Raw genomic sequence first — 21,531 nt, 5'->3', positions numbered from 1 at the left:
TTATATAGTCTCTGGCTCTTTAGTTGTCATAATTTTTTGTGATGAATCCAAAAATCCAATAATCTCTCCTTTAAATTCTTTTCTATAATATAAAATATCTAATGTCTCACCAAGTTGGTACACTCCATCTAACTCTGAACCTAAAATTACTGGAATATTATTGTTATATTTATCAAATACATAATCATCATTATCGAATTTTTTCCCTACACTGATTTGAACCTGATTCATATCAAATACATTAGAGTTTAGTTGTATTGATTTTATATCTTTATACGATTTATTATTCACAACATAGGGAGACTTATTACTTCCACTTTCATAGTAAGCATCGAAAATAACGTCACCTTTAAAATTTGAAATCCCAATGGGTTGCCAAGTTGCCTTATAATATTCAGATTCGAAGTTTACAGCTAAACCAGTGACGAAGTCATTTAATATATCGACGCTGCTCTTTTCCGAAAAAAACATGGTTTCTGTTTCGCCGTATAAGTTATCTGATATTTGATATAAATTTTTATTTTTGAAATGATTTACAGCATTTACTTCAAGGTTAGATTGGTCTATATTTACGACTAGCACCAGAACTACACAAAAGTAAACGATTGCAGCCAATATGTTTATGAAACTCCATAACTTATTTTGTTTGAAAATCGTCTGTAGTACTCTCACCATTTCTTACCGCCTCTTCTTACCGAATATAAGATTCCGTATGTATAACTAATCCATAATAAAATGAGAGAATATAGTATTATCATATACGTGGAATATAAAATCCATGCCGTACTCCATAATGGAATCATAATACTCTGCACAATGACACTGATGATAATTAAAATGACAGAGAAAAAGATATAGGGGAGAACTTTATACTTTATGATTACGCTGCAAATTTTACGGATAGAATATCCTGATAAATATAGGATGGATATTAAACTGCTTTCTTTACTTAACCACGCTATACTTACGATTACAAATAGGATCGTTATAAAAAAAATAGTCACATATCCCACTACAGTTGCAAATTGATTGGACTTCAATGCATATGAACCATATTTTTCCTTATTTATAATTTTCACTGTATTATTGTTTGTAATTTCCCTCATAATTTCTTCTGTATGATGACTTGGGGTATTTAGGATAAATTGTGTTCCATTGTTTAGATCTATGTCTAATTGTTTTGATAACAACCATATTTCAGTTTGTAACTTATAGGAGTCAGGTGTATCAAAATATCCGATGAATTGATAACCAGAAGGTATTTGATCTATTTTGACACTTTCACCTATTATGGCTACGTCTCCATTTTGGTTTAACTCATCAGCAAGGTGGCTTTCCTTAATAGGCGGAAGTTTGATCTTTCCGTTGCTCCACACATGCTTCACTGTAGGCACACTCGTTCTGTATTGAAACAATATGAAGTGATGAGAACTCTCTTTTATAGGCTGCTTTATAGCTTCCATTCGAAACGTAACTGAATTCTTATTCACATATCCATTATTAATCATATTTACATCATCTAAATAGGCAATACCAAAAAAAACAAAAAAACAAACAACATTAAATAATAAAAGCCATGTATAATACGTAACATAATGTTTAGGACGGATGTATGAATATTTCATATCATTTAATAGAGAGAGACAATCTAATGATTATCTCTCTCGTTAACTCCTTTATTACTATTCGTTGCCGTAATATGTCTTTGCTATTGCAAAATCTGCAATGTACCAGTCACTTTCAGCTCTCGTCTTATCATTTCCCCATTGACGATCACTATCTGCATAAGGAGTTCCATCGAATACGGATTCAAATCTTGCTCGGGTATAGTGATATACACCTTCCCATTCGGTTTCTCCAATGACTTTTGTTACGAGAACATTTTTCCCGGCATACTGATATTCCTTTGTTGCTTTATGACTCTCGGGTTTAGAAGAAGCTAAGAGGTTATAAGAACCAGTTGGAACATTAATGAAGTAGCCTCCATCTTCACTCCAACTTCATTTCTATATATAACCTGACCACTACTATTATAGACATCAATGTTAATGTTCTGAACCATACGCTTTTCTTTCAAAGGATTTTCATGTACTATGATATAATTTTCATTCTGGGGACTAACTTCTTTAGAATATGACACATTATCACCAAACGTAACCGTTAATATTTCTGCGTTTTTTAAAATGTCTTTGTCATTTATGGACACCATGACATAAGCAAATTCACCTTGTGCACCTATAAATTGTATTGGCATTTCATTTCTTTTTTCTACTGTGATAGCCTTCAGATAGTGTATGTTACCATTTTTATTTGTTACATCATATGCTCCAATCAGATTATCTTTTTCATAGAACAACAGAGCGATAGGCTTATTACGATGATTTAATCGCTCCTCTGCTAGAAGAGTTATCTTTTCTTCAGCAACCACATTACCTATCTGACTATCTGTTATAACTCCGTATCTATCCTTTGAAATGAAATTAACAACTAAAAATATACATAAGCACATTCCCACTAATATCAAAATTCTCATCTTTTTTGATGGATTCATTTGTAAAAACACCCCGAATGAAACATTTATACCTTATGTTACCAGTGATTATTTCATAAGACAAGCATTAATATCTAAAAAGAAGATAAAGAAACAACTTTTCTCCATCATTTTGTCGTGAGGTTCTTTCTTATAAAAAAAGGAGAGTAAAGATTCAGACTGGATAATGCGCTCTATAATTAGCGTAGAATGCCTCATCGAGGGAATAGTCGACAACGAGTCACTTACATATTCAATTTGGGGAAGCTGGCGGTGTTCAGTAATCTGCTGTAACGGAACATGGTCAAACGATTCATTAACGATGCTTCTAGCTTACTTCGTTTCGTTCTGCCCAAGGCGCCGACGAGCACGTTTTTGACTACTTGCCTGCCTGCTTCTCCGCAGAGTAATGCTCCGTCCCTCTTGGCCGTTTGGAATGTTCGAAGGCTTTTTTCTATAATCTCATCCAGGAACTGCTCCACCACCTTCGTCGCGTTCGGCAAAAACGGCAACACCCTGCTCAATACTTTTATGGAAGTGATGCTGTTGGAAATTCTTCTCGTACACAATCGTGTCCCGAGACCGATACATGTATTGATGTCCTATTCATTCAGGCCGGGTTGCTTATATTTTTTGCTCACAGGTCCAACGCCTCTTTCAAGCGCTCCGTATGAGCCCACAATGATTTTCGCAGGCCCTCCTTATTCACAATGCCTTCCGCAGCAAAGCCAAACTTCAAAGAAAGCTTATACAACAAGTAAAGCAGCCGCTTTCTAGCGCTTCCATAGTCCATGAGCTCGAGCATTTAGGCGTCACTGGTTCGAGCTGCTGTAATTGCTCCCTATTCAAATCATGAAAGAGATTGATTCTGGACAAATATTTGACCTTATCCTAGCAACTCCATCCTCTCCTATTCCACATTGTAGTCTGGACTACATAACATTAGGATTCACCAAATTATACTGTAATGCAAGTGCAGATTACTTTTCAAATAAAGGAGAGTGGAGTATTTGAGTACCGTTATCATTATCATTCAGATCATATTATCATGCATGTTTGCCTTCTCGGCGTCTATTAAGTTACTGCGTACGAAATCCATGGTTCAGCATTGGAACGACTATCAATACCCGATGTGGTTCATGAACATAACGGCTCTCTTAGAGTTAGCCGGGGTAATTGGAATAATTGCTGCCTAGTGGGCACCGGAGATTTTGAAATATGCCGCAGGCCTTTTGTCTTCCTGATGATCGGAGCCATACACGCTCATCTATTCCGCGCACAGCATAAGCCTGTCATGGCGATTAACGCTCTTGTCATGCTCTCCTTTGCGCTCATGGTTGTATAGTTTCCGATTGCTATGGAACAAATGAAAAAGGTTGGCCTAAGTTATCTAAGATGACTACTTAGGCCAACCCTTTATACGTTAATACTATAAAAGCCGTGCTTAGCACATTCCTGCCTCATTCAATACTCAAGCTCAATCTTCTTGCACCACCTGCGTCACCCTTGTAGCCAAGTCCGCAGGCTCTTGGTCTAGCTTCACCTTCGCTTTGCCCTGACGGCGTGCCTCACGCCATACACGAATGTCCGCCTCACTCTCCAGCCGGAGCTCCGCCACTTCATGGGCCCGATCAAAGAGCGGCTTCGCCGTAAATAGCGCGTGGTATATGTAATGGCCGCCCGCACTTTTCTCAAGTTATTCTGTATATAGCAAAAACAATTGCCCTATAAGTTGAGGGACAATTGTTTTTCAACTTTATCTGTTAACATGAACCCGACATGTTTTGCAATTTGCTCTGCCATAAGTGGAGGAACTGCATTTCCTATTTGAGTGAATACAGAAGTTCTTGGACCTTCAAAAAAGAAATTGTCCGGAAATGATTGCAATCTGGCCGCTTCCCTTACTGATAAAGATCTCCTTTGAGAAATGTCCGGATGAATATAATAATGACCGTCTTTTGCTATATGAGCGACAACTGTATGTGAAAATGGAAGATCTTCACTGACCACTTTAAAACGATCCAAAAAGGATTTCAGATTCTTGTGAGTACGATTGATTTCTGGAAGATCTGTATATTTCAATCGCTGTTTATGATTATTCCACATAGCTATAGCAGTTTCATATATCTGTCTGTCATTTTCATTGTGAATTCTCGCCATGTGTTGTGTGAGAATATCATTTTCACCCCTGATGTCAAATTTGCTTAAATAGTTGCTCGGTTCTTTGGTGTAAAAAAAGTTTTTTTCCGTTCCTGGCTGCAAGGATGGCACATCCTCAAGCAGATCACGCACTATATAATTATGATTTACTTTTTTGAATTCCGGATACTCATAATCCAATTCTTCTTTCCAACCAATTAGAATGACACGTTTTCTTTGTTGCAATACACCAAAATCTGCTGCATTGAGTGTTTTGGCAGTAATATTGTACCCCGCATCTCTCATAATTGATTGAACGTCTTCAAAGAGCTTACCTTTAGCCGCATTCAAGATACCCGGAACATTTTCAAATACAAAGATGCTTGGCTTATATCTATCAAGAAATTTTACATATTGTTTGTATAGATAATTGCGGGGATCCTTTTCCTTTCCATAAGGATCTCTAGCCCTTCCAACCAAGGAATATGCTTGACAAGGCGGTCCTCCTATCAAAACATCCACAGTACTTTTCTGACCCGTCATGCTCACCAATCTATGATCAATCTCCCGAAAGAGATAGTCTATGGTCTCATCAGAAATTTCCAAATTGATAACTGCATCTGCCTCGCTCTTAGGTATTTGCTCATACAAATCCTCACGAGACATTTTTTTTAGCAAATAGTCATGATAAATAGCCAACCGATCATTATTTTTCAAATAATGATATGCAGCTCTTGTTTTTAGCGTTAGCGCAGCGTATCGATCCATTTCGATATGGGCGATCGGTTTGTATCCTTGACGCATGAAACCTTCCGACAGCCCGCCTGCTCCTGCAAACAAATCAATGAAATACATAATCATTGCTCCTAAAATAGACGTCTTGTTCCAATTATAACAAAGGAAAAAGTCCCCTCAAAACCATTAATTATAACTCAAGAAAAGTTTCAATATCCATATCTCTGAAACTTGTCCAACACTCTTCTTTCTTGCACCACTCAGTCGGATTCTCACCATTTGGTGGATTGGAAATATGCGAAAAGGCAGCCTTGATAACAATCTTTATGGTTTCAATCATGGATGCCGGTACGGATTGCATTCTCCAGATTTCTTCAAGATCTATTTTCTGCTGTGTTTTATATGACAACCATGCCATCGTGTATGTAACAATATTTGCACGAAATTGGGTTTTTACCATTCCATAGATCGTGTTGAAAATAATTGCCTTTGCGATGGTATCACAATAATAGCTTTTATCAAGTTGCTCAACATCAAGATCATCCAAAGATTTCGAGAACTCTGCAAAGTTTTTTTGATTGCCGCGGCTAACAATATGAGGAAGCTGCTCCCATGAATTAATATACTTTGCCAAGTCAGTTTTTGTGAAAACTTGCGATTTGGGGTGATCTTCATCGAACAGCCGTTTTTTTGCTTTTGTTTCCTGTTTGTTTTTCAAATCCAAATATTGTCCCCTTGCACGTTCATAAAACCATTTGGATTGTCGGTGACTTCCTGCTTTCGCTGGTGCCCACTCGTTTCGAGAGAAGTGTTCCACCTTTCGATGATAAGGACTATTCGAAAAGAAATCAGCGGTTTGTATTTTGTTTTGGCTGTTTGCACAAAGTGAAATGATGGGTACCATCTCATCCATTTTCTCAGTATCCTTAATGACAGTCAGCTTCATTTGTACATAAACCTTTGAAATATCGGCATTTTTGTCATTTTTAGCTGCATGATAAATCGCTGCCGTAGTTTGTCCACCATTTACAATTTGCAAATCTTTAATGGACTTGATTACGGGTAAACCACTTTGTGTACTTTGACCGAAATCCACCTGTTCTGCAGTCGCAGCAATCCCATTGTTGTACGCCAAAAACATATGTGGTTCTTTCAAAACAGTTTTCCTGATCTCTTTGTTTACACCCCTAAATTGTAAAAAGGATCGCACATTCCTCTCTATTAATCGTTCTCCATATTCCTCATAGATCCGTGCCAAAAGCTGACCAGGAATAAAGGCCAGAAAAGATTCATAATCTTCATTAGTTTCCGGCATTGGTAAACAAGGCAACTCCAATCCATACTTCTGTTCCAAATTAAGGAATATAGGCTCTTTCTTTCTTCCAGAGCTTTTCATTCTAAACAATCTTTCCAGATCCCATACATGAAAGCTTATCGGTATACCCTCTACTTCCACATCGTCCAAAGCGATTGTTTTGGTGATACCATCAGTAAAGAAAAAGATACGCGCTAGTTTAATTTTTTCTTTGTTATCATGAATCATTTTTGAAATCCCATAAACCTCCGATTCCCTAACAAGCGAATAATGCAAACCTGACAGGCATTTTCTCAGGAATCCAATTCCTCTTTTAATGACAGGTTCCCATTCGTTTTTGTGTATGGAAATAGGAGGTATTATTCTGGTATGTAAACAAACGAACAAGTCGACGGCTAGTCTTTCCTCGTCCTCGTGAATTGCATAACCGTTCAATTGAATACCAATTCTCTTGAACTGTTCAATTACCTCAAATCCATCCAGTTCACCGGATTCTTGCATGTAACCGCACATGGCATCAGTGAAAGACTCTATGCTTTTATTTTCACTTTTTGCCGCAGCAATTCCTTCTATATGTTGTTTAAAAGATTCCGCAAAATCGTGCAGTGGTTTGTTCATTGATTCCACTCTCTCAGGGGCAATTTGCCTTGATATTCTTAATATGCATTTTCATCATATTTATTGTACCATAATTATCAGTCTTAAGGTCGTGTTCCCAAACCCTAAGAATGTTCCAACGTCAATCAAAATAATAGTCCGTTAGTACCAATGTTCTCCCATCAGACCAATACTTTTCACCAGCAAACTGGACACTTGAAAATCTGATGTTTGATGCCGGTTTACCAAACAGTCTTGGAACTTTTGAACTTTTCCAATTCACTTTTTTTTGAGAGTTAGACTACGGATACATTTTGTCTGCTGCGCATGAACCGATTCACGATATCCAGATAGGATTGTTCCCGGTGTTTGAAAACCCGTCATTTCATCCTCTTAAAAAGACATGAAGAGCCGGATCGACCCAACGATTGTCATCAACAGTCGGTGTTCGGTTACAATGGATAGCCAAATATTGCACAATCTCGTAAAATGGTAGAGACTTTGCTGGACTCCAGTGCAAGGCAGGTTTGATCATGCTGAAATCGCTAAATACCAATCTTTAATTTGGAATATTTATTATTTATTCTTATGGTCTCCTGTAAACCAATGTTGCGTGTTCAGCTCCTTAATCAGAGCTGACGGAGCCTTTCCGTAATAAAGAACCATCAATCCTCTCATCGCTCTTGTCATACCAACATACAGCGTACGTCTTGCCACCTTCATTAATTCCGCCATTTCTGCCTCTTCTACTGGATCCGACAATCTGGGAAACGACTTTTTATTCAGTCCGGCGATGCACACCATGGGAAATTCGAGGCCTTTCGAGGACGCGAGCGTCAATACTTTCACCTCATCACTCTGAAGATCCAACTGAGTTCCTCTCATGAACTTGCAAGGAAGCCCCTCATTGGAAACAGCCATAGCTAGATCTTTTCCGATCGCTGAAGAGGGTACCAGTACGGCTGCTGAAGAAGCCTTTAATCGTAAATGTCTGCTCATCTGTTTAATGAATTTCACTATGAGTTGTGCTTGCTCCTCTTCAGAGTCGTAAGAAAACAATAAAGGTTGAGGACCACTTTGTATGGAACGCAGTGCCAAGGATTCGGGGTCACCCTCTGAAGAAAAACTCATAAACTGAGCAGCGGCTTCAGAAATTTCACGCGTCGTCCTGTAATTTCTGCGCAGATTGATGGCTCTTCCCCGAAACAATAAACGTTCATGGACCTCATTCCATGAAAATCCGCTATAATAAATTGACTGGGATGCATCCGCAGTCAAATAAATGCCCTTGCTTGTTTGGGAGAGTTCGGCCAGCAATGCCAAGCTTGCCGGAGTAAGATCCTGGGCTTCATCAATGATAACGGCATCATAACGCTGCTCATATATCCCAGCTTTTACGAGCTCCAAAGCTTTGCATCGCATACCGGATAAAGAGAAGAATCCTTGTTCTTGCAGAGCTTCGGAAAAAATCTGATAGCACTCCCAGACTTCCGTTCTGACTTGTCCGGTCAAAGCAATCCCCCTGCCGCTTCGATTCGCCGACAAGTAGTCATCCAATTGTTTCAGGTTTTGCCCTTCAATAACCCATTCGAATTCATCCAACAAGTAATCCGCACGTAGTTTTTTGAGTACGGAGCCCTTCCCGGCTGCATTTATTGAGCGTTCTAAAATATTCTTTAACATATTGCGTTCAGCAAAGTTTGGCTTTTCTGAATGGGGTACCGCAATTTTCAGAACCAATTCATCAGCAGTTGCGACTTCCACTTGGTGCAATCGATTTTTAAGCAATTGCTCCAGCAATTGTTTAGAGAAACGGGACAATGCTTCAGAAAACGTGGCAAACAGAATTTTGGGATTCGATTTTCCCTGCTTTGAAAAATTATCCAACAATGAGCGAACACGATACAATGCTATTGTCGATTTGCCCGTCCCCGGTCCACCTTTAATTAAAGCTGGCCCTTGCAATGCCCAATCCACCAACCGTTCTTGATCGGAATCAAGACGCAATAAAAATCCAAACAAATCCCCTTCCTTGTAGCGAATAAGATCATTGGTGTCAAAAACAATAAAATCCGGCTGCTGCAAAATTTCCTGAACGGGTCTGGGAAAGAGGTTATCAATTACCCTTTCAATCAGATAATCGGGAACATTTGATAGCAACAAATCATCTTCCGTTTTACAGTTTATCAATCGACCATGGTATTCATCCGGAATACGTAATTGTTCCAACCAATCCTCCGTGATGATGTCCGGCAATCGCTGAGGTAAGGACAGATTATTATTTCCAGTCCAAGCGTGCTCCACTCCCGCCGCTAGTTCTTCATCATCAGCTATATCTGCATCCATCCCCAAATCCAAGGGTTCTTCATAGTTCACGTTTTTCAAATACGCATTCTTGCGAGGGCGAATGCTTAACAGGCGAATCCAATTCCCTCCAAAAGAATAAAACAATCTGAAATCACCAATTCTCAAGCGATAAATATTGTCCCATTTGTTTAATTTCTTTTTAAGACGACCATCAGGTATCGGATTTTGTGCTAGAAAATTGATTTTTTCCCATACCTGATCTCCCATTTGGGAAGGAAGGGCATGCAGTTCCCTCATAAAAGATGGCTTAATATTTATATCCCTTGACAGACTCATACGCTATTAACTCCCTTCGATACGCTGGAGAATGCCAGCTCTCTCAAGTGAAATAAAGTGATTTTCCATTTGGTTTGCTATGCTTCCTTTAATCCGAACACCCACTTCAATATTCTAGCTTAATCCATGTTGGGTCAAGTTTGTAGATGTAACCAGAAACTCTTTCCGATCAACCAATAGCATTTTGCATGCAGACTAGCCCTCATCAATCAAAGTAGGCCAAGCTATGTTCGGATACTGTGGGAACCAAAAATGCACGATCCAAGAAACGGTTGGACTTTTCACAGGAGGTTTCAGCAGCCAATTGGCAAGCATGGCATGCGGCACCATTCAGATCACCAATCGCATCCGGTTTGTGTTCTGAGCAAAGAGGATCTCCGGAACAAAACCGGGCATCTTCTAAAGCGTGAAACAGAACCTCTTCAAATTTCTCGGTTTTCCCTAGTTCAACCAGTCCACCCAAACTTCCTTCGGAATCGGGTGTTGCTGTGTATATGAGTATTCCTGCCATTTTTTGAGCGTTTGCAGTTCGGGAATATATCCTTTCTCTCAATGAAGAAGATGAATAGCCCGAACCAAGACATAATTGCCGCATTAGCGCATGAGACAATGTGTGCAATAATACATAGCGAGTACCTGGAAATTCAGGTTCACCCTCAACATTGCGATCCATGCAATACTTGATAAATTCCTGTTTCATGGGTGCCACGGCGGATTCAACTTGTTGTTCCCATCTGTTCAACTCTTCTTCATTCAGCGTTATAAAGATCCCCTCTCCACGCGTAATGAGGCCTGGCCTCCAAGAAATTCTTTTCTCACTTAATGAAGCTTTGAAGGATTCTTTAACCGTTTCATCCTCTTCCCCCAAAGAAGTCATGTCAGGCAATGGTTCAATTCGGCTGAAGCCATCCAAGACACGAACTTCAGTCAAACGCCTGACCATGATCAGTTTTGCAATTTTGTGTACATATCTTTCCGGCACTTGCTGCTCCTCTGTCTCGAATTCAGATTCGAAGTGATCTACACCGCCACGATGAAGAACTTCCCATTCAGGAAATAACAAATCCTGTTCCTCTCCACTTCCAAGTCCACGTTGATGTAAAATGGCTTGCCAGATCTCGTCCAGATCAAAATCCTTAAATGTTGGAAATACATCGTCCTCTATATACACCTTCAGTTTCTCTTTTGCATCCATTTTCCCAAGACGTTCCATTTCTTCGGCAACAGCCTGATGAACGGGATTCGTATATGGGGGGATCGATAGGGCGCTAGCCACAATCGGAAAATAAAGATTAGAAGCCCCCCTCAGCAGTGCTCTAGATTTTTCCGTACACTCTTCTCTGCTCCAAGCTCCCATCCAGTGTCTGTGTCCTCTACATGAAGGAAGACCTGATCCCGAAAAAGCATCTTCCAGTGTTCTTTTCTCTTTGCATTCTTTACATTCCACTTCCACATCGGAAATGGAACCTGTAACTCCCTTGTCATTCAAAACCAATTCTCCCTTGCAGTCCAAATTTCCGTTTTTGGAATGTACATAAAAACTCCAAGGGAAGTCTTCAATATGCCCCTTCGAACAGGCAACAATAAAACGAGCCGGAAACACTTTCACTTCTTCCTCGCATTGGCAGTACACGCTCTGTCTTTTTTCTTCAATAAAAAACTTATGATAGGGTGCCAACTTCCTGCATTTAGGACAAACCATGTATTTCGGGAATCGAAAAGCCGGTAGTGTTCCCAACCTATTGTCCGGATCCCACTCCAATGCAGGAGGGGCATAAATCTTGTTGATTTTGAGTTTTTTCTGCAACCGAGGCTCCTTGATCACTTCACACTGCTTTTTATTCCAATGGTCCAAACTTGCAATAATGACCGAAAAGTCAGGCAGATCCATGATCGCTCCGGGTCCAAAAATTGAAATTAATTGGCTATTTCGAACTTCACCCACTTTGTCACGCATGGCTTCTACTCCTTTAAATAAATTCCGATTGTTTTTTCAACGTCACGCATGGAACTGGGTACACCAAATACGGCTCCTTTCGGCTTTTCTCCCAAAGGAAACATCAAATTCGGCTTTTTGGTGGCATTACTATAGACCAATGACTTTTCCATCGTTTTCAGTTGCCATTGTTCAATGTGAGAATCAAGATGTTTGGCAACTTCTTTTGCTTTCAAGGGCTCAATACTCTCTACTCTTTTCCTGACATGATCCTTTAGACGAGCAACAAGAGGATGCGCCGGCTTGAATTTTTTTGCATCGTCCTTTTTGGACAACCCTGGAATATTAAGTCTGGACATCATGACAAGCGTGGCGGAAAGCGCTCTGTCCCTAGCTCTTGACGAAAATGGAGTGACACTTATGGCCTCGACATAACGATATAAAGCATCATGATAAGAATCGAATCGTTCATAGTGGGATACATCTCTCGGGCGCGCCCAGTTATAAACAGTAAACACAAGACCCGGATTCGAACGTCCAACACGACTCGTGGCTTGAATGTATTCCGCAGTCGTTTTGGGTTGTCCGGTGACTACCATAAGCCCCAATCTGCTGACATCAACTCCAACTGATATCATATTGCTGGCAAGTACCACATCCACGGGAGCAATTTTGTCGTCTTTGACATAAAAAGGTTGCTCCAGTCTTTGCAATAAAGAAGGGATTGCGCTGGAGTCAACACGACTGGTCAATTCCGGAACATTTTCTTTGATAACTCTCGTCTTGTAACCGTAAATTTGTCCCTTTGTTCTCTTGGATAACACTTTGATGCGCGCTTTTACGTCATCCTCGATCAGCCGGACCGCGCCACCAAGCTCCCTTAGACTGTTAAAATAGCCGACCAAAGTACGGTAAGAGTCCAAATCCTCCATGTCTTTTTCCATGGCTTCGGTAGCGGAGAGCAGAGCTGCATATACACGGACTAACGCAGTTTTCATGCTTCGTCCAGGAGCAAAAATGCCGACATACGACCTTCCCGGAACATTCTCCAATGGTTGTTCTTCAGAAAAAAATGAATTGCCGGCCAAAAGCCCAGGACTTGGGAAAATAGCAACACGTCTTGCGAACAGAGAAAGGATTTGCTCCTTTGCCCTGCGAATCGTGGCCGTGGAAGCAACAACCTTTGGACCGATTCTTTTGTCGCCAATCTCACGCCCTGCCAAATAATCGATGGCCGTTTCATATACTCCGACCATCGTACCCAATGGTCCCGAAATCAGATGAAGTTCATCCTGAATAATCAAATCAGGTGGCAATAAAGGCCTTCCATCCACAATCTCTCCAGTTGATGAATTCGATTGAAAAACACCCTTCATCCAACCCCCTGTTTCATTATCCAAGCCCTCGCTCACAAATCCCCAATGATATGCTTGTCCTTTGACATTGCCCATTAAGGATTGCGTATTTCCAACCCATGGCATCCTAGCAAATTTATCAACTGTTCCAATGATAAGCGTCGGCAACAAGCGGTAAATTTCTTCATCGGATACCACGGCCGGAATGCCTTCCGGATTTTTTGAACGGTGAAATTCACAATCGGCACGCGAACATCCAATCAGTACCCTACGCTTTTTTCTATAGGCAAAGTAATTTTTTCTTGTCAGTTCAGCACCGCACCAAGGACAAGAAACCAATTGTACCGGTGTTGAAGCTGAAGGATTATAGATCTTAGATTCCAGAACCTCCTCGCATTCATCAAAATCATTCGGAGTATTTTTCTGACCCACCCACAGACCAATTCGAAATGGTTCTCCCCCCCATTTGTTAGGATTTTCTTTTCGTATATTTTCACACGCGCATATTAACGTGGCAGCCCTTTGAAACTGTTGAATCGTCAACAACCGAAGCGTGTATCTCATTAATACTGCAACCCCGACGTCTCCCCTCAATCCATCCACTTCGCCGTTCAATCTTCGCAGTGCCATTACAAAAGCTGCAAGGCCCAAATATGCTTCCGTCTTCCCTCCGCCCGTTGGAAACCAAATCAAGTCGGCAATCTGACGTTCACCATGAGACGGTTCCACGATGCCCATCAAGGATTGTAAAATGAAGCCGATTTGAAATGGCCTCCATTCCGTTTCGATCTTTTGAGGACCACCAGACCAATCTTTATTCTTGCCAGCAACTTTTGCCCATTCGCTATGTGTTCTTTGCAAGGCCATCGCACGATTGGCAAAACGGAAAGCATCCAGAACCTTTCCGTTTTCGCCGTCTGCACGTATCATGTCCAAACCCTTTTTCATACGATTGAGGGACTCTCTGCACGAATCAGTATGTTCTTTTGCAGTGGTTTTAAATTCTCCGTCCAAAAATTCGATTTCATCTTCCCTATCCCATATCCACTGATCATATGCCTCAAGAAGCGGGTTCAAGTACTCGTGAACTTCCTCCCCATCGGAAGCATTCGCGAGCTTTGTCATATCCAGAGATCCATCCCCCTTCCAGTCGGGAGGGACAACACGCGGAATTTCATGTATCGGCATGATTATCGTTTTCAATTTCCCCGCGGTTTTTCTGTTCTCTGAAACGTCTTCCCATCCCACCGCCACTCCGTGACCAACAGCAAACACCGTTTGGTTGCGATAGAGCAACTCATCTGCCGCTACATCGGGGTACTTTGTTTTTTGCTTGATTGACATTTTTCGAATAGAAAATGGGCGTTCCCCCTCTGCTCCGTTCACGCTGATTTCTGGTTGAAATAGGCAAAGCGCATCTTTGGCTCGCTTTTCCTGTTTGGGTTTTCTGTTTACAAGAAATAAACTGATTGCATGTCGTCCAAATCCGTCGTTTAGCGGACGTGACATCCACTCGATGAATACCTCCGGATCATCGGTAGGCATGGCTCGTCTTTTCTCATCGGCGGGAAGAATGGCAATTAGGGACTCAAATTGAATAGACTTTCTGTGCCAAGCAGGATTTTTCCTATCCCCTTTTTGTTCATACTGACCCCAGCTTACTTTCAGGTTCAAAGATTCCACTCCTTCGTCCAGCACGAAGGACAGACCAATGGCAGAAGGCTTCATGGCCTGCATGAGAGGTGCAGCACGATCGGCCAATCCCGACTCCTCCCCATCTTCTTCCGTGGCATGCTCCTCGTCATCCTCTTTTTCGATTTCAGAGCCGATCGGCCAGAGAATTCCTGTCAGATAGCGCTGTGTTGGGGATTCGTTCAACTCTTCCGTTACAAAATTAGGCCCAATCAATTCAAGCTTCATTCTATTAATCAATTCATTCCTTATCTCCAATTTATCCGATAAAGCCATAATTGCATCCCCCATTATTCATGGTTTTCGACAAAATCATCCCCGATTTCTCCTATATAATTAATTCGACAGGCAGGACAAAAGTCCCTTCCTGTCGAACAAAATACCTCACAAGGATTTCCAACCTCATATTACGGAGATAACACAATGACAGACTATAATGAAAACCAAAACCGGGCGATAACCGCCCCTTTGGCTCATATGGCGATCAACGCCGCGGCAGGCACTGGAAAAACCAGCACACTTGCAGCTCGCATCCAATACCTGCAAGCGGAATTGAATCTTCTTCCAAACTCGATCATGGCGATTTCATTTTCACGAACGGCTCGTTCCCGCTTGATTGAGAAACTGAAAGAATTATGCAAGAAAACCAAGTTTGGGAGCACTGTTCCCTCTTATACATTCCATGGTCTTTCTTTCAGAATCCTTCGAATTGCAGCCGGCATGGGCGAATCTTGGTTAAAACCAGGCTTTGAAATAATAGATTCTTTATCCCGTGAAAATAACCCAATCTTTAGACGGCACAGCTCACTTCTTAATGGAGTATTCAAGCAACTTGACAGGGAGACTGCTTGGGAGGCTTGCATGAAAGCCATAGACAGTTTGCGGCAAGGATCAGATGAAATGGAACCCTGTTTTGTTCCTGAAGAACTGGACAGTAACGTACTTGTTGAAGTGGACATAGGACAAAATACCTTGATAAGACTGAAATCTGCGGAAGTACTTACTGTGTGGAGAAGATACGAAAACATGCTCAAACAGTACAACATCATCGATTACTGGGGACTGATAGTTGAAGCTGTCAATATTCTTTCACAACCTGAAACAGAAACAAGAAAAAGAGTCAGGGAAAATCTGAGGGCGATCGTGGTTGATGAATACCAAGATACTTCCCGGGCTCAGGAAAAGCTTCTATTTGCATTAGCAGGTAATGACATCCCGGTAAACGTTGTGGGCGATATCGATCAAACCATTTATACATTTAATGGTTCAAGTGCATCAAATATGGCCAACTTCCTTTCAATGGCCACCCAAACGGATATAAGCGTGTTAGCATCCATTAGTATGACCGAGAATTATCGCTCTGCTACACCGATTTTGGAATTGGCAAATCGGATTAGAAAGGAGTTGACTGATGATCGCAAACTTTTGCCTGCTTCCAACTTATCTGATAAAAACATTGCTCTTTACCGCAAACGAAATTTTCCCGTTCGGCTTGTCTATGCTCCCAAACTCGAGCTAGCAGCAGATTTTGTTGCAAAAGAAATTAATAGACTTGTAAATGCTGAGGGTATTGATAATATAGCTGTTTTGGTCAGAAAAGATTCCGAATATTCCCCGCAAGCTCGTGCAGTCAGGGAAGCTCTGGATCTTTTTGAGATAAAAAACGATGTGATGTCGATACAAACACAAAAGAATCGTCATGAACACTTCCAATTTCTGTATGGCCTCTGTCAAGATCCAGAACATTACGGAAAATCATTGAGCGATCTTATATCGACTGATTTGAAAATAACCTTACCATTGAGCATGACAAACGAACAATTTCATTCCTATATCCATGAAGCTCTCGAGTCCGGTGCCTCGTATTGTTACGAAGCGGTAGACTTTTTGTTCGATAATATGACCACGGAAGATTCGGACGAACAAGGGAACTACCACATAAAAATTCGAACTGTACACTCGGCAAAGGGAGAAGAATTTAGGGTTGTCTTTCTTCTTTACCTTGGCGACCGTTCATTTCCCCATGGAAGTCAACCGGATTTGGATGAAGAAAGACGGCTTTTCTACGTCGGCATTACTAGAGCACAAGAAAGACTATATGTCATTGGGAGGCCGGGTATTCATTTCGAAAGTTTCTTTGATAATTGCAAAGGTCCGAATACTTCCTACTTGGAATATTCGGTTCTAGGAGGAAAGACTAGCGACGAAAAGGAAACTCGTTTTGATACGGAAATTGCAGCTTCCATAGAACAGGCACGGACCATCCAACAAGCAAGAGAAAAAGAAGAACGGGAAAATCTTTGGAGATTATTCGAAGAAGAGTACTAGTCATAGACGGAGAGTGAAAAATCGTGGCAGTGAAAATTATCAAGCTAACCCCTGAACAAGAAAGTTGCGTCAATTTCCGTCCGGATGGCGAATTATTGGTTCGCGGAATTCCCGGAGCAGGCAAAACTACCGTTATCATTGAAAGGGCTTTATTTCTTCAAAAAAAAGGCGATCAAATAACAACCGGTCCAAAGGTTTTACTCTTGACATATAATAAGGCTTTGGCCACTTACATTACACAGATGGCGCGTTCTTCAAAAGAGGAGCCTGTCGGAGCACTCACATTTCATGGATGGGGCTCCTCCTTGCTGCGGGAATCGGGAATTTCCAATTATCGTACAACAGATGATAAGCCACGTTTTGTAAAATGGGCGAAAAACACGATCAATAAATATGGAAATCCAGACTTGCCACGTGTCCAAGCTGCCAAACTGAGTGAAGATCGTGCTTTGCTCCGTTTTCTCTCCGAGGAAATTACTTGGATCAAAAGCAATGATATCAAAAGTCGCTCTGAATATTTAGAAATTCAAAGAACAGGTCGTGGCACTCAGATTCAAATCACCAAGAGTCATCGCGAATCCATTTACGATATCTATGAGAAGTATCAAGAGCTTTTGAAAAGTGAACGATGTATCGATTTTGATGATGTTGCTTTGCTGATAATTAAAAACGCGACTCGCATACCAAAAGACAAAATGGCAAGCCACATTCTTATAGATGAAGCTCAAGATCTTTCACCAGCGCAATTTCGTGCAATCAAACTAATGACTGCCAAAAGCCTTACCATTGCCGCTGATAAAGGACAACAAATATATCGGAGACACTTCACATGGAAAAGTGTGGGTATTGAGATTCGAGGAGCAAGAAGTAAGCTATTAGGAATAACACATCGGTCTACCAAGGAGATTATCCAGTTGGCTAGGAGTCTACAATCGCATGACAAGCAGCTTTTGGCGGATGAAGATTTCTTGCCTTCACAGGATCCAGAAGGTGGCGGGCCAAAACCAGAGCTTATTATTTCTGACAATTTGGAAAATGAAAAGAACTTTGTTCTGAGAAAAGTAAGGCAATTGAAGAACGTATATCCAAACGATACAATTGCCATCATCGCGTATTCGCAAGACAGGTTGAATGAATATGAAAACTTCCTTTCCCAAAATAAGGTCGGAAGTATACACATTAAATCCGAAGAAGCAAATTTCCTTGTTCCTGGCGTAAAGTTGGTCACCTTTCATTCCTCCAAAGGCTTGGAGTTTGAACATGTAATTGTAACCGGGCTTCAGGATGGAAAAATACCGTTTGGAATAATGGATCCGGGTGATGATCCGGAAGCATTTAAAGCAACTGAGCGAAAAAAACTGTATGTTGCCATGACACGAGCAAGATTGACACTCACTCTTTTGGCTGTAGCTCCCATATCACCATTTGTAAATGAGTTGAATCCAGATTTGTACCGATAAAATTTAGTAGTATAAAAAAGAAAAAGTCCCTGTGGATTCACCGAGGCCACTGAAAAACACGGCTTTTGTACGTAACCGAAAGTGAACACATCAAAAAATACGATTTTCATTCAGATTTCACGAATGAAAATCGTATTTTTTTGCTTACTGTCCCACTGGAAGTGAGCATTTTCAACCCATAAGCTTCAGTATTCGCTTTACATTAACCGCAAATATCGCCATCGCCCCCTGAATCTCCATGCCAACCAGACCCGAGGAGGACGCAACGTCGTACCCGTGTCTATGCTTAAGTTCACTGTTCTTGGCCTCAATCTTGTATCGTTCTTTAGCCTTGGTCTTAAAGGCTTCGCTTTCCTGAAACTCTGCCTGCGCCAAATGCTCATGGCTCTTTATGCTTACCGAATACGTTTTGCTCTTTGCGCCTTCCTTGTAGCAGCCTTCCCGGAGCGGGCACCGTTTGCACTTCTCCACGTCAAAATAATAGGTGTCCACCTGGTTCTTCCCTCGGCCTTTCTTACCCTGCCGCGCCCGGCGAGTCGCCAAATGCCCCGCCTTGCAGACGTATAACCCCGCATCTTTATTGAATTCAAACTCATCTTCTTTCTTTCGGTTACCCTGCGTAATTAAAGGGTTTAATTTCGCCACTAATTCAATCTCGTTTTGGGCGCTGTACGCCAGATTGTCTTTTTCCGAGTAGGCCGTATCTCCAATCACCGTCTCCACTTTCATTCCCGCAACCTTGCTTTTTTCAATGAGGGTTTGGAGCTGCTTGCCATCGCTTTGTTCGCCGGTCGTAATCGTGGCCGCCGTTATGATCCGTTCCTCGCTCATGGCGATATGAGTTTTGTATCCGAAAAACGAAGAATCAGCACTTTTGTGACCGACTTTGGCATCCGGATCCGCAGAGGTTTGCAAGTGCTCCAGATCATCAGCAATCGTTTCTTTTAGCAGGTTGAGCGGTTCCGTTACCTTGGGTAGTCCGGCAAAACGCTCATCCTCTTCAATTACTACGACAAGCTGCTGGCAATAGGAGATTTCATCCTCGATGACATCCGTAACCAGTTTGGCCGGAAAGGCATTCTTCATCGATTCATCCAGCGAATAGATAACTTTTCTCAGCTTTTTGGAGCGTTCTCGGAGCACCTCCTGCGGCGTCTTTTGGGTATAGCGAGCTTTGGTATGGGTCGAATCTACAATAAGGGATTTGCTTCGAATAATGCCTTGCACAATCGCAATTTCCACGGTTTTCTGAATCAACAGATCCAGCAGCTTCATGTCTTTAAGCCGTAATTTTCGGAACTTGGTCAGTAGGCTGGGCTCGATGACCGCTTCCTCGGGGGCCATATGGAGAAACAACTTGAAGGACAAATCATATTTTGAACGCTCGACCAGATCGACGTCGGACAAGTCGAAGATAGATTTGAGCAGCAGATATTTAAACATCCGAACCGGATCCACCGCGGTGCGTCCGTTATCGTGGCAATAGTTGACGTGCAGCTCTTCGTAAACAAAGCCAAAGTCCACCAACTCGTCCATTCTGCGCAGTAGATTATCTTTGGGAACTACCAGATTGTAGAGTTCCATATATGGGCTCAAAATAAAGCTTTGTTGCTTCGGGAGCACAGAGATCACCAGCCTTTGATGAGATACTTTGATTATACCGAAAAAAAGAGACAGACTCTTCAAAAAAATGAAGAATGGTCTCTTTCAGGACTAAGGGACTTTTTCAGTGGCCTCGGATTCACCATGGGATTTTTTAGCGGGTGCTTCCCGACTAATTGAATCATATCACACTTGATAATATTCTTAAATGTTGTCACTTTTGAAGATATTTCCATCTTACTAGGAGGTTATAAATGAATACCACTGAACTTCAACTGACTCTTAGCAACATATCAAACCAAGCGTCATTCCTATTAAGAGAGTCCTTGGATATCAGCACCCCCCTTTACAAAGAGTATTCCAATATTCCCGAACTGGTTCAGTTTGTTGTGTCAAACCTGTTTACTGCCTGCTATTCAACCAGTGAAAGCGCCCTATTTCTGATAAGTAGATACAGATTATGGGATGCCCATATTCTTTACAGAGCGCTGCTCGAAGGAACGGCTAAGCTAATGTTTGTTGCGCATGACAGTGACGAAATGATTCTTGATAAATGTCACGAGTTTTGGCATGTAATTCCTGAAATGAAGTTAATTAGCCGACACAAAAAAGCGCTGGATTCCTTGTCAACAGATCAAAATTCATCAGACTTTGACATGCAGAAACCAATGAAAGATATTTTACTGACTGAAGAAGAGTTAGCAGCATTGGAAAATAAATACCCTAAGAAAATACGAAAACAAATGGAGCAGAAGTGGTCATTTAGCGAAATTGTCAGAACTTTATCTGCGAGTGGCGAACCCGCATACGAGAGCAGGAGCGCAGAATCGCGCTGGAATTGGCACATGGCGTTAGAATGACTACGGCCATCCTTTCCTATGCCGCGATAAGAACTGAAATTTATTATAAATTGTACAAGCTGGATGTAACGTCAATGCACAACTTAAAAAGAAAAACCATTGCATTCACTCAAGAGGTCGAGGAACATTACAGAAATTGGATCAATATTGAATACAATGAAAATGGTAGTAAAGCTGTATCCGAATTGAATAAATCAAGAGAGGCGTCATCAATGAACAAATAATGAATTTATATTTGTAATAATATTAACTCAACTTTCGCAGCATGAAATAGGCAGGTAAGACTTGATGTAGCTTGGTAAACCGGCGATCCATTGCTGAAGTTGACTTTGAATTAAC

General features: G+C 41.4%; 15 protein-coding genes. 4 read left to right on the top strand and 11 right to left on the bottom strand.

Annotated features, from left to right (window positions below; all coding sequences use genetic code 11):
* The 4 genes from A372_RS33005 to A372_RS0102250 all read right to left on the bottom strand — a co-directional run bounded on the left by A372_RS33005 (position 1) and on the right by A372_RS0102250 (position 3,033).
* Positions 1 to 615 (bottom strand): hypothetical protein, encoded by a 615-nt coding sequence (locus A372_RS33005; RefSeq protein ID WP_157259389.1) that lies wholly within the window; start codon positions 613 to 615, stop codon positions 1 to 3.
* 53 nt (positions 616 to 668) lie between these two features.
* The gene (locus tag A372_RS0102260; protein ID WP_157259388.1) at positions 669 to 1,385 is read right to left on the bottom strand and encodes a hypothetical protein; all 717 of its coding nucleotides are present in this window, start codon (positions 1,383 to 1,385) and stop codon (positions 669 to 671) included.
* A gap of 554 nt (positions 1,386 to 1,939) precedes the next feature.
* The gene (locus tag A372_RS0102255; RefSeq protein ID WP_019419219.1) at positions 1,940 to 2,551 is read right to left on the bottom strand and encodes a hypothetical protein; all 612 of its coding nucleotides are present in this window, start codon (positions 2,549 to 2,551) and stop codon (positions 1,940 to 1,942) included.
* Between the two features lie 224 nt (positions 2,552 to 2,775).
* On the bottom strand, positions 2,776 to 3,033 hold the full coding sequence (locus A372_RS0102250) for a hypothetical protein (RefSeq protein ID WP_019419218.1): 258 nt from the start codon (positions 3,031 to 3,033) through the stop codon (positions 2,776 to 2,778).
* Between the two features lie 507 nt (positions 3,034 to 3,540).
* On the opposite strand from A372_RS0102250, the gene A372_RS38325 reads away from it, so the two are divergent.
* The gene (locus A372_RS38325) at positions 3,541 to 3,726 is read left to right on the top strand and encodes a DoxX family protein (protein ID WP_019419216.1); all 186 of its coding nucleotides are present in this window, start codon (positions 3,541 to 3,543) and stop codon (positions 3,724 to 3,726) included.
* A gap of 281 nt (positions 3,727 to 4,007) precedes the next feature.
* Here the strand turns inward: A372_RS38325 and A372_RS37080 are convergent, their stop codons facing one another.
* The 6 genes from A372_RS37080 to drmA all read right to left on the bottom strand — a co-directional run bounded on the left by A372_RS37080 (position 4,008) and on the right by drmA (position 15,218).
* Positions 4,008 to 4,148, bottom strand: a complete 141-nt coding sequence (locus tag A372_RS37080; protein ID WP_019419215.1) for a hypothetical protein — start codon at positions 4,146 to 4,148, stop codon at positions 4,008 to 4,010.
* A gap of 107 nt (positions 4,149 to 4,255) precedes the next feature.
* Positions 4,256 to 5,524 (bottom strand): DNA cytosine methyltransferase, encoded by a 1,269-nt coding sequence (locus A372_RS0102230; protein ID WP_019419214.1) that lies wholly within the window; start codon positions 5,522 to 5,524, stop codon positions 4,256 to 4,258.
* Between the two features lie 70 nt (positions 5,525 to 5,594).
* On the bottom strand, positions 5,595 to 7,337 hold the full coding sequence (locus tag A372_RS0102225; protein WP_019419213.1) for an AIPR family protein: 1,743 nt from the start codon (positions 7,335 to 7,337) through the stop codon (positions 5,595 to 5,597).
* Between the two features lie 555 nt (positions 7,338 to 7,892).
* Positions 7,893 to 9,959 carry a 3'-5' exonuclease gene (locus A372_RS0102220; RefSeq protein ID WP_019419212.1) on the bottom strand — a complete coding sequence of 689 codons (2,067 nt, stop codon included), beginning with the start codon at positions 9,957 to 9,959 and terminating at the stop codon, positions 7,893 to 7,895.
* Positions 9,960 to 10,164: 205 nt separating this feature from the next.
* Positions 10,165 to 11,916 (bottom strand): DUF1998 domain-containing protein, encoded by a 1,752-nt coding sequence (drmB, locus tag A372_RS0102215; RefSeq protein ID WP_019419211.1) that lies wholly within the window; start codon positions 11,914 to 11,916, stop codon positions 10,165 to 10,167.
* 5 nt (positions 11,917 to 11,921) lie between these two features.
* Positions 11,922 to 15,218 carry a DISARM system helicase DrmA gene (gene drmA / locus A372_RS0102210; protein ID WP_157259387.1) on the bottom strand — a complete coding sequence of 1,099 codons (3,297 nt, stop codon included), beginning with the start codon at positions 15,216 to 15,218 and terminating at the stop codon, positions 11,922 to 11,924.
* Positions 15,219 to 15,365: 147 nt separating this feature from the next.
* Here drmA and A372_RS0102205 point away from each other — a divergent pair, with 147 nt between their 5' ends.
* Positions 15,366 to 17,270: an ATP-dependent helicase gene (locus A372_RS0102205; protein WP_019419209.1), complete on the top strand. Its 1,905-nt coding sequence runs from the start codon at positions 15,366 to 15,368 to the stop codon at positions 17,268 to 17,270.
* A gap of 23 nt (positions 17,271 to 17,293) precedes the next feature.
* A complete protein-coding gene (locus tag A372_RS0102200) occupies positions 17,294 to 18,730 on the top strand; it encodes a UvrD-helicase domain-containing protein (protein WP_019419208.1) in 1,437 nt (478 codons plus the stop codon).
* 171 nt (positions 18,731 to 18,901) lie between these two features.
* Here A372_RS0102200 and A372_RS0102195 read toward each other — a convergent pair whose 3' ends face one another.
* Positions 18,902 to 20,353, bottom strand: coding sequence for an IS1182 family transposase (locus tag A372_RS0102195; protein WP_019419207.1), 1,452 nt, complete (start codon positions 20,351 to 20,353; stop codon positions 18,902 to 18,904).
* Positions 20,354 to 20,586: 233 nt separating this feature from the next.
* On the opposite strand from A372_RS0102195, the gene A372_RS0102190 reads away from it, so the two are divergent.
* Positions 20,587 to 21,192: a DUF5677 domain-containing protein gene (locus A372_RS0102190; protein WP_019419206.1), complete on the top strand. Its 606-nt coding sequence runs from the start codon at positions 20,587 to 20,589 to the stop codon at positions 21,190 to 21,192.
* Positions 21,193 to 21,531: the final 339 nt, after the last annotated feature.

Origin of the sequence: Paenibacillus sp. OSY-SE, from assembly GCF_000283315.1 — a bacterium.
Lineage (GTDB): Bacteria > Bacillota > Bacilli > Paenibacillales > Paenibacillaceae > Paenibacillus_B > Paenibacillus_B profundus.
The sequence above is the reverse complement of the archived record's forward strand: the minus strand, read 5'-3'. Positions and strand labels throughout refer to the sequence as shown.

Excerpts from the sequence above, each read along its gene's own strand:
- A372_RS0102255 (WP_019419219.1), bottom strand. The coding sequence starts at position 2,551 with ATGAATCCATCAAAAAAGATGAGAATTTTGATATTAGTGGGAATGTGC.
- A372_RS0102230 (WP_019419214.1), bottom strand. The coding sequence starts at position 5,524 with ATGTATTTCATTGATTTGTTTGCAGGAGCAGGCGGGCTGTCGGAAGGT.
- A372_RS0102225 (WP_019419213.1), bottom strand. The coding sequence starts at position 7,337 with ATGAACAAACCACTGCACGATTTTGCGGAATCTTTTAAACAACATATA.
- A372_RS0102220 (WP_019419212.1), bottom strand. The coding sequence starts at position 9,959 with ATGAGTCTGTCAAGGGATATAAATATTAAGCCATCTTTTATGAGGGAA.
- drmB (WP_019419211.1), bottom strand. The coding sequence starts at position 11,916 with ATGCGTGACAAAGTGGGTGAAGTTCGAAATAGCCAATTAATTTCAATT.
- drmA (WP_157259387.1), bottom strand. The coding sequence starts at position 15,218 with ATGGCTTTATCGGATAAATTGGAGATAAGGAATGAATTGATTAATAGA.
- A372_RS0102205 (WP_019419209.1), top strand. The coding sequence starts at position 15,366 with ATGACAGACTATAATGAAAACCAAAACCGGGCGATAACCGCCCCTTTG.
- A372_RS0102190 (WP_019419206.1), top strand. The coding sequence starts at position 20,587 with ATGAATACCACTGAACTTCAACTGACTCTTAGCAACATATCAAACCAA.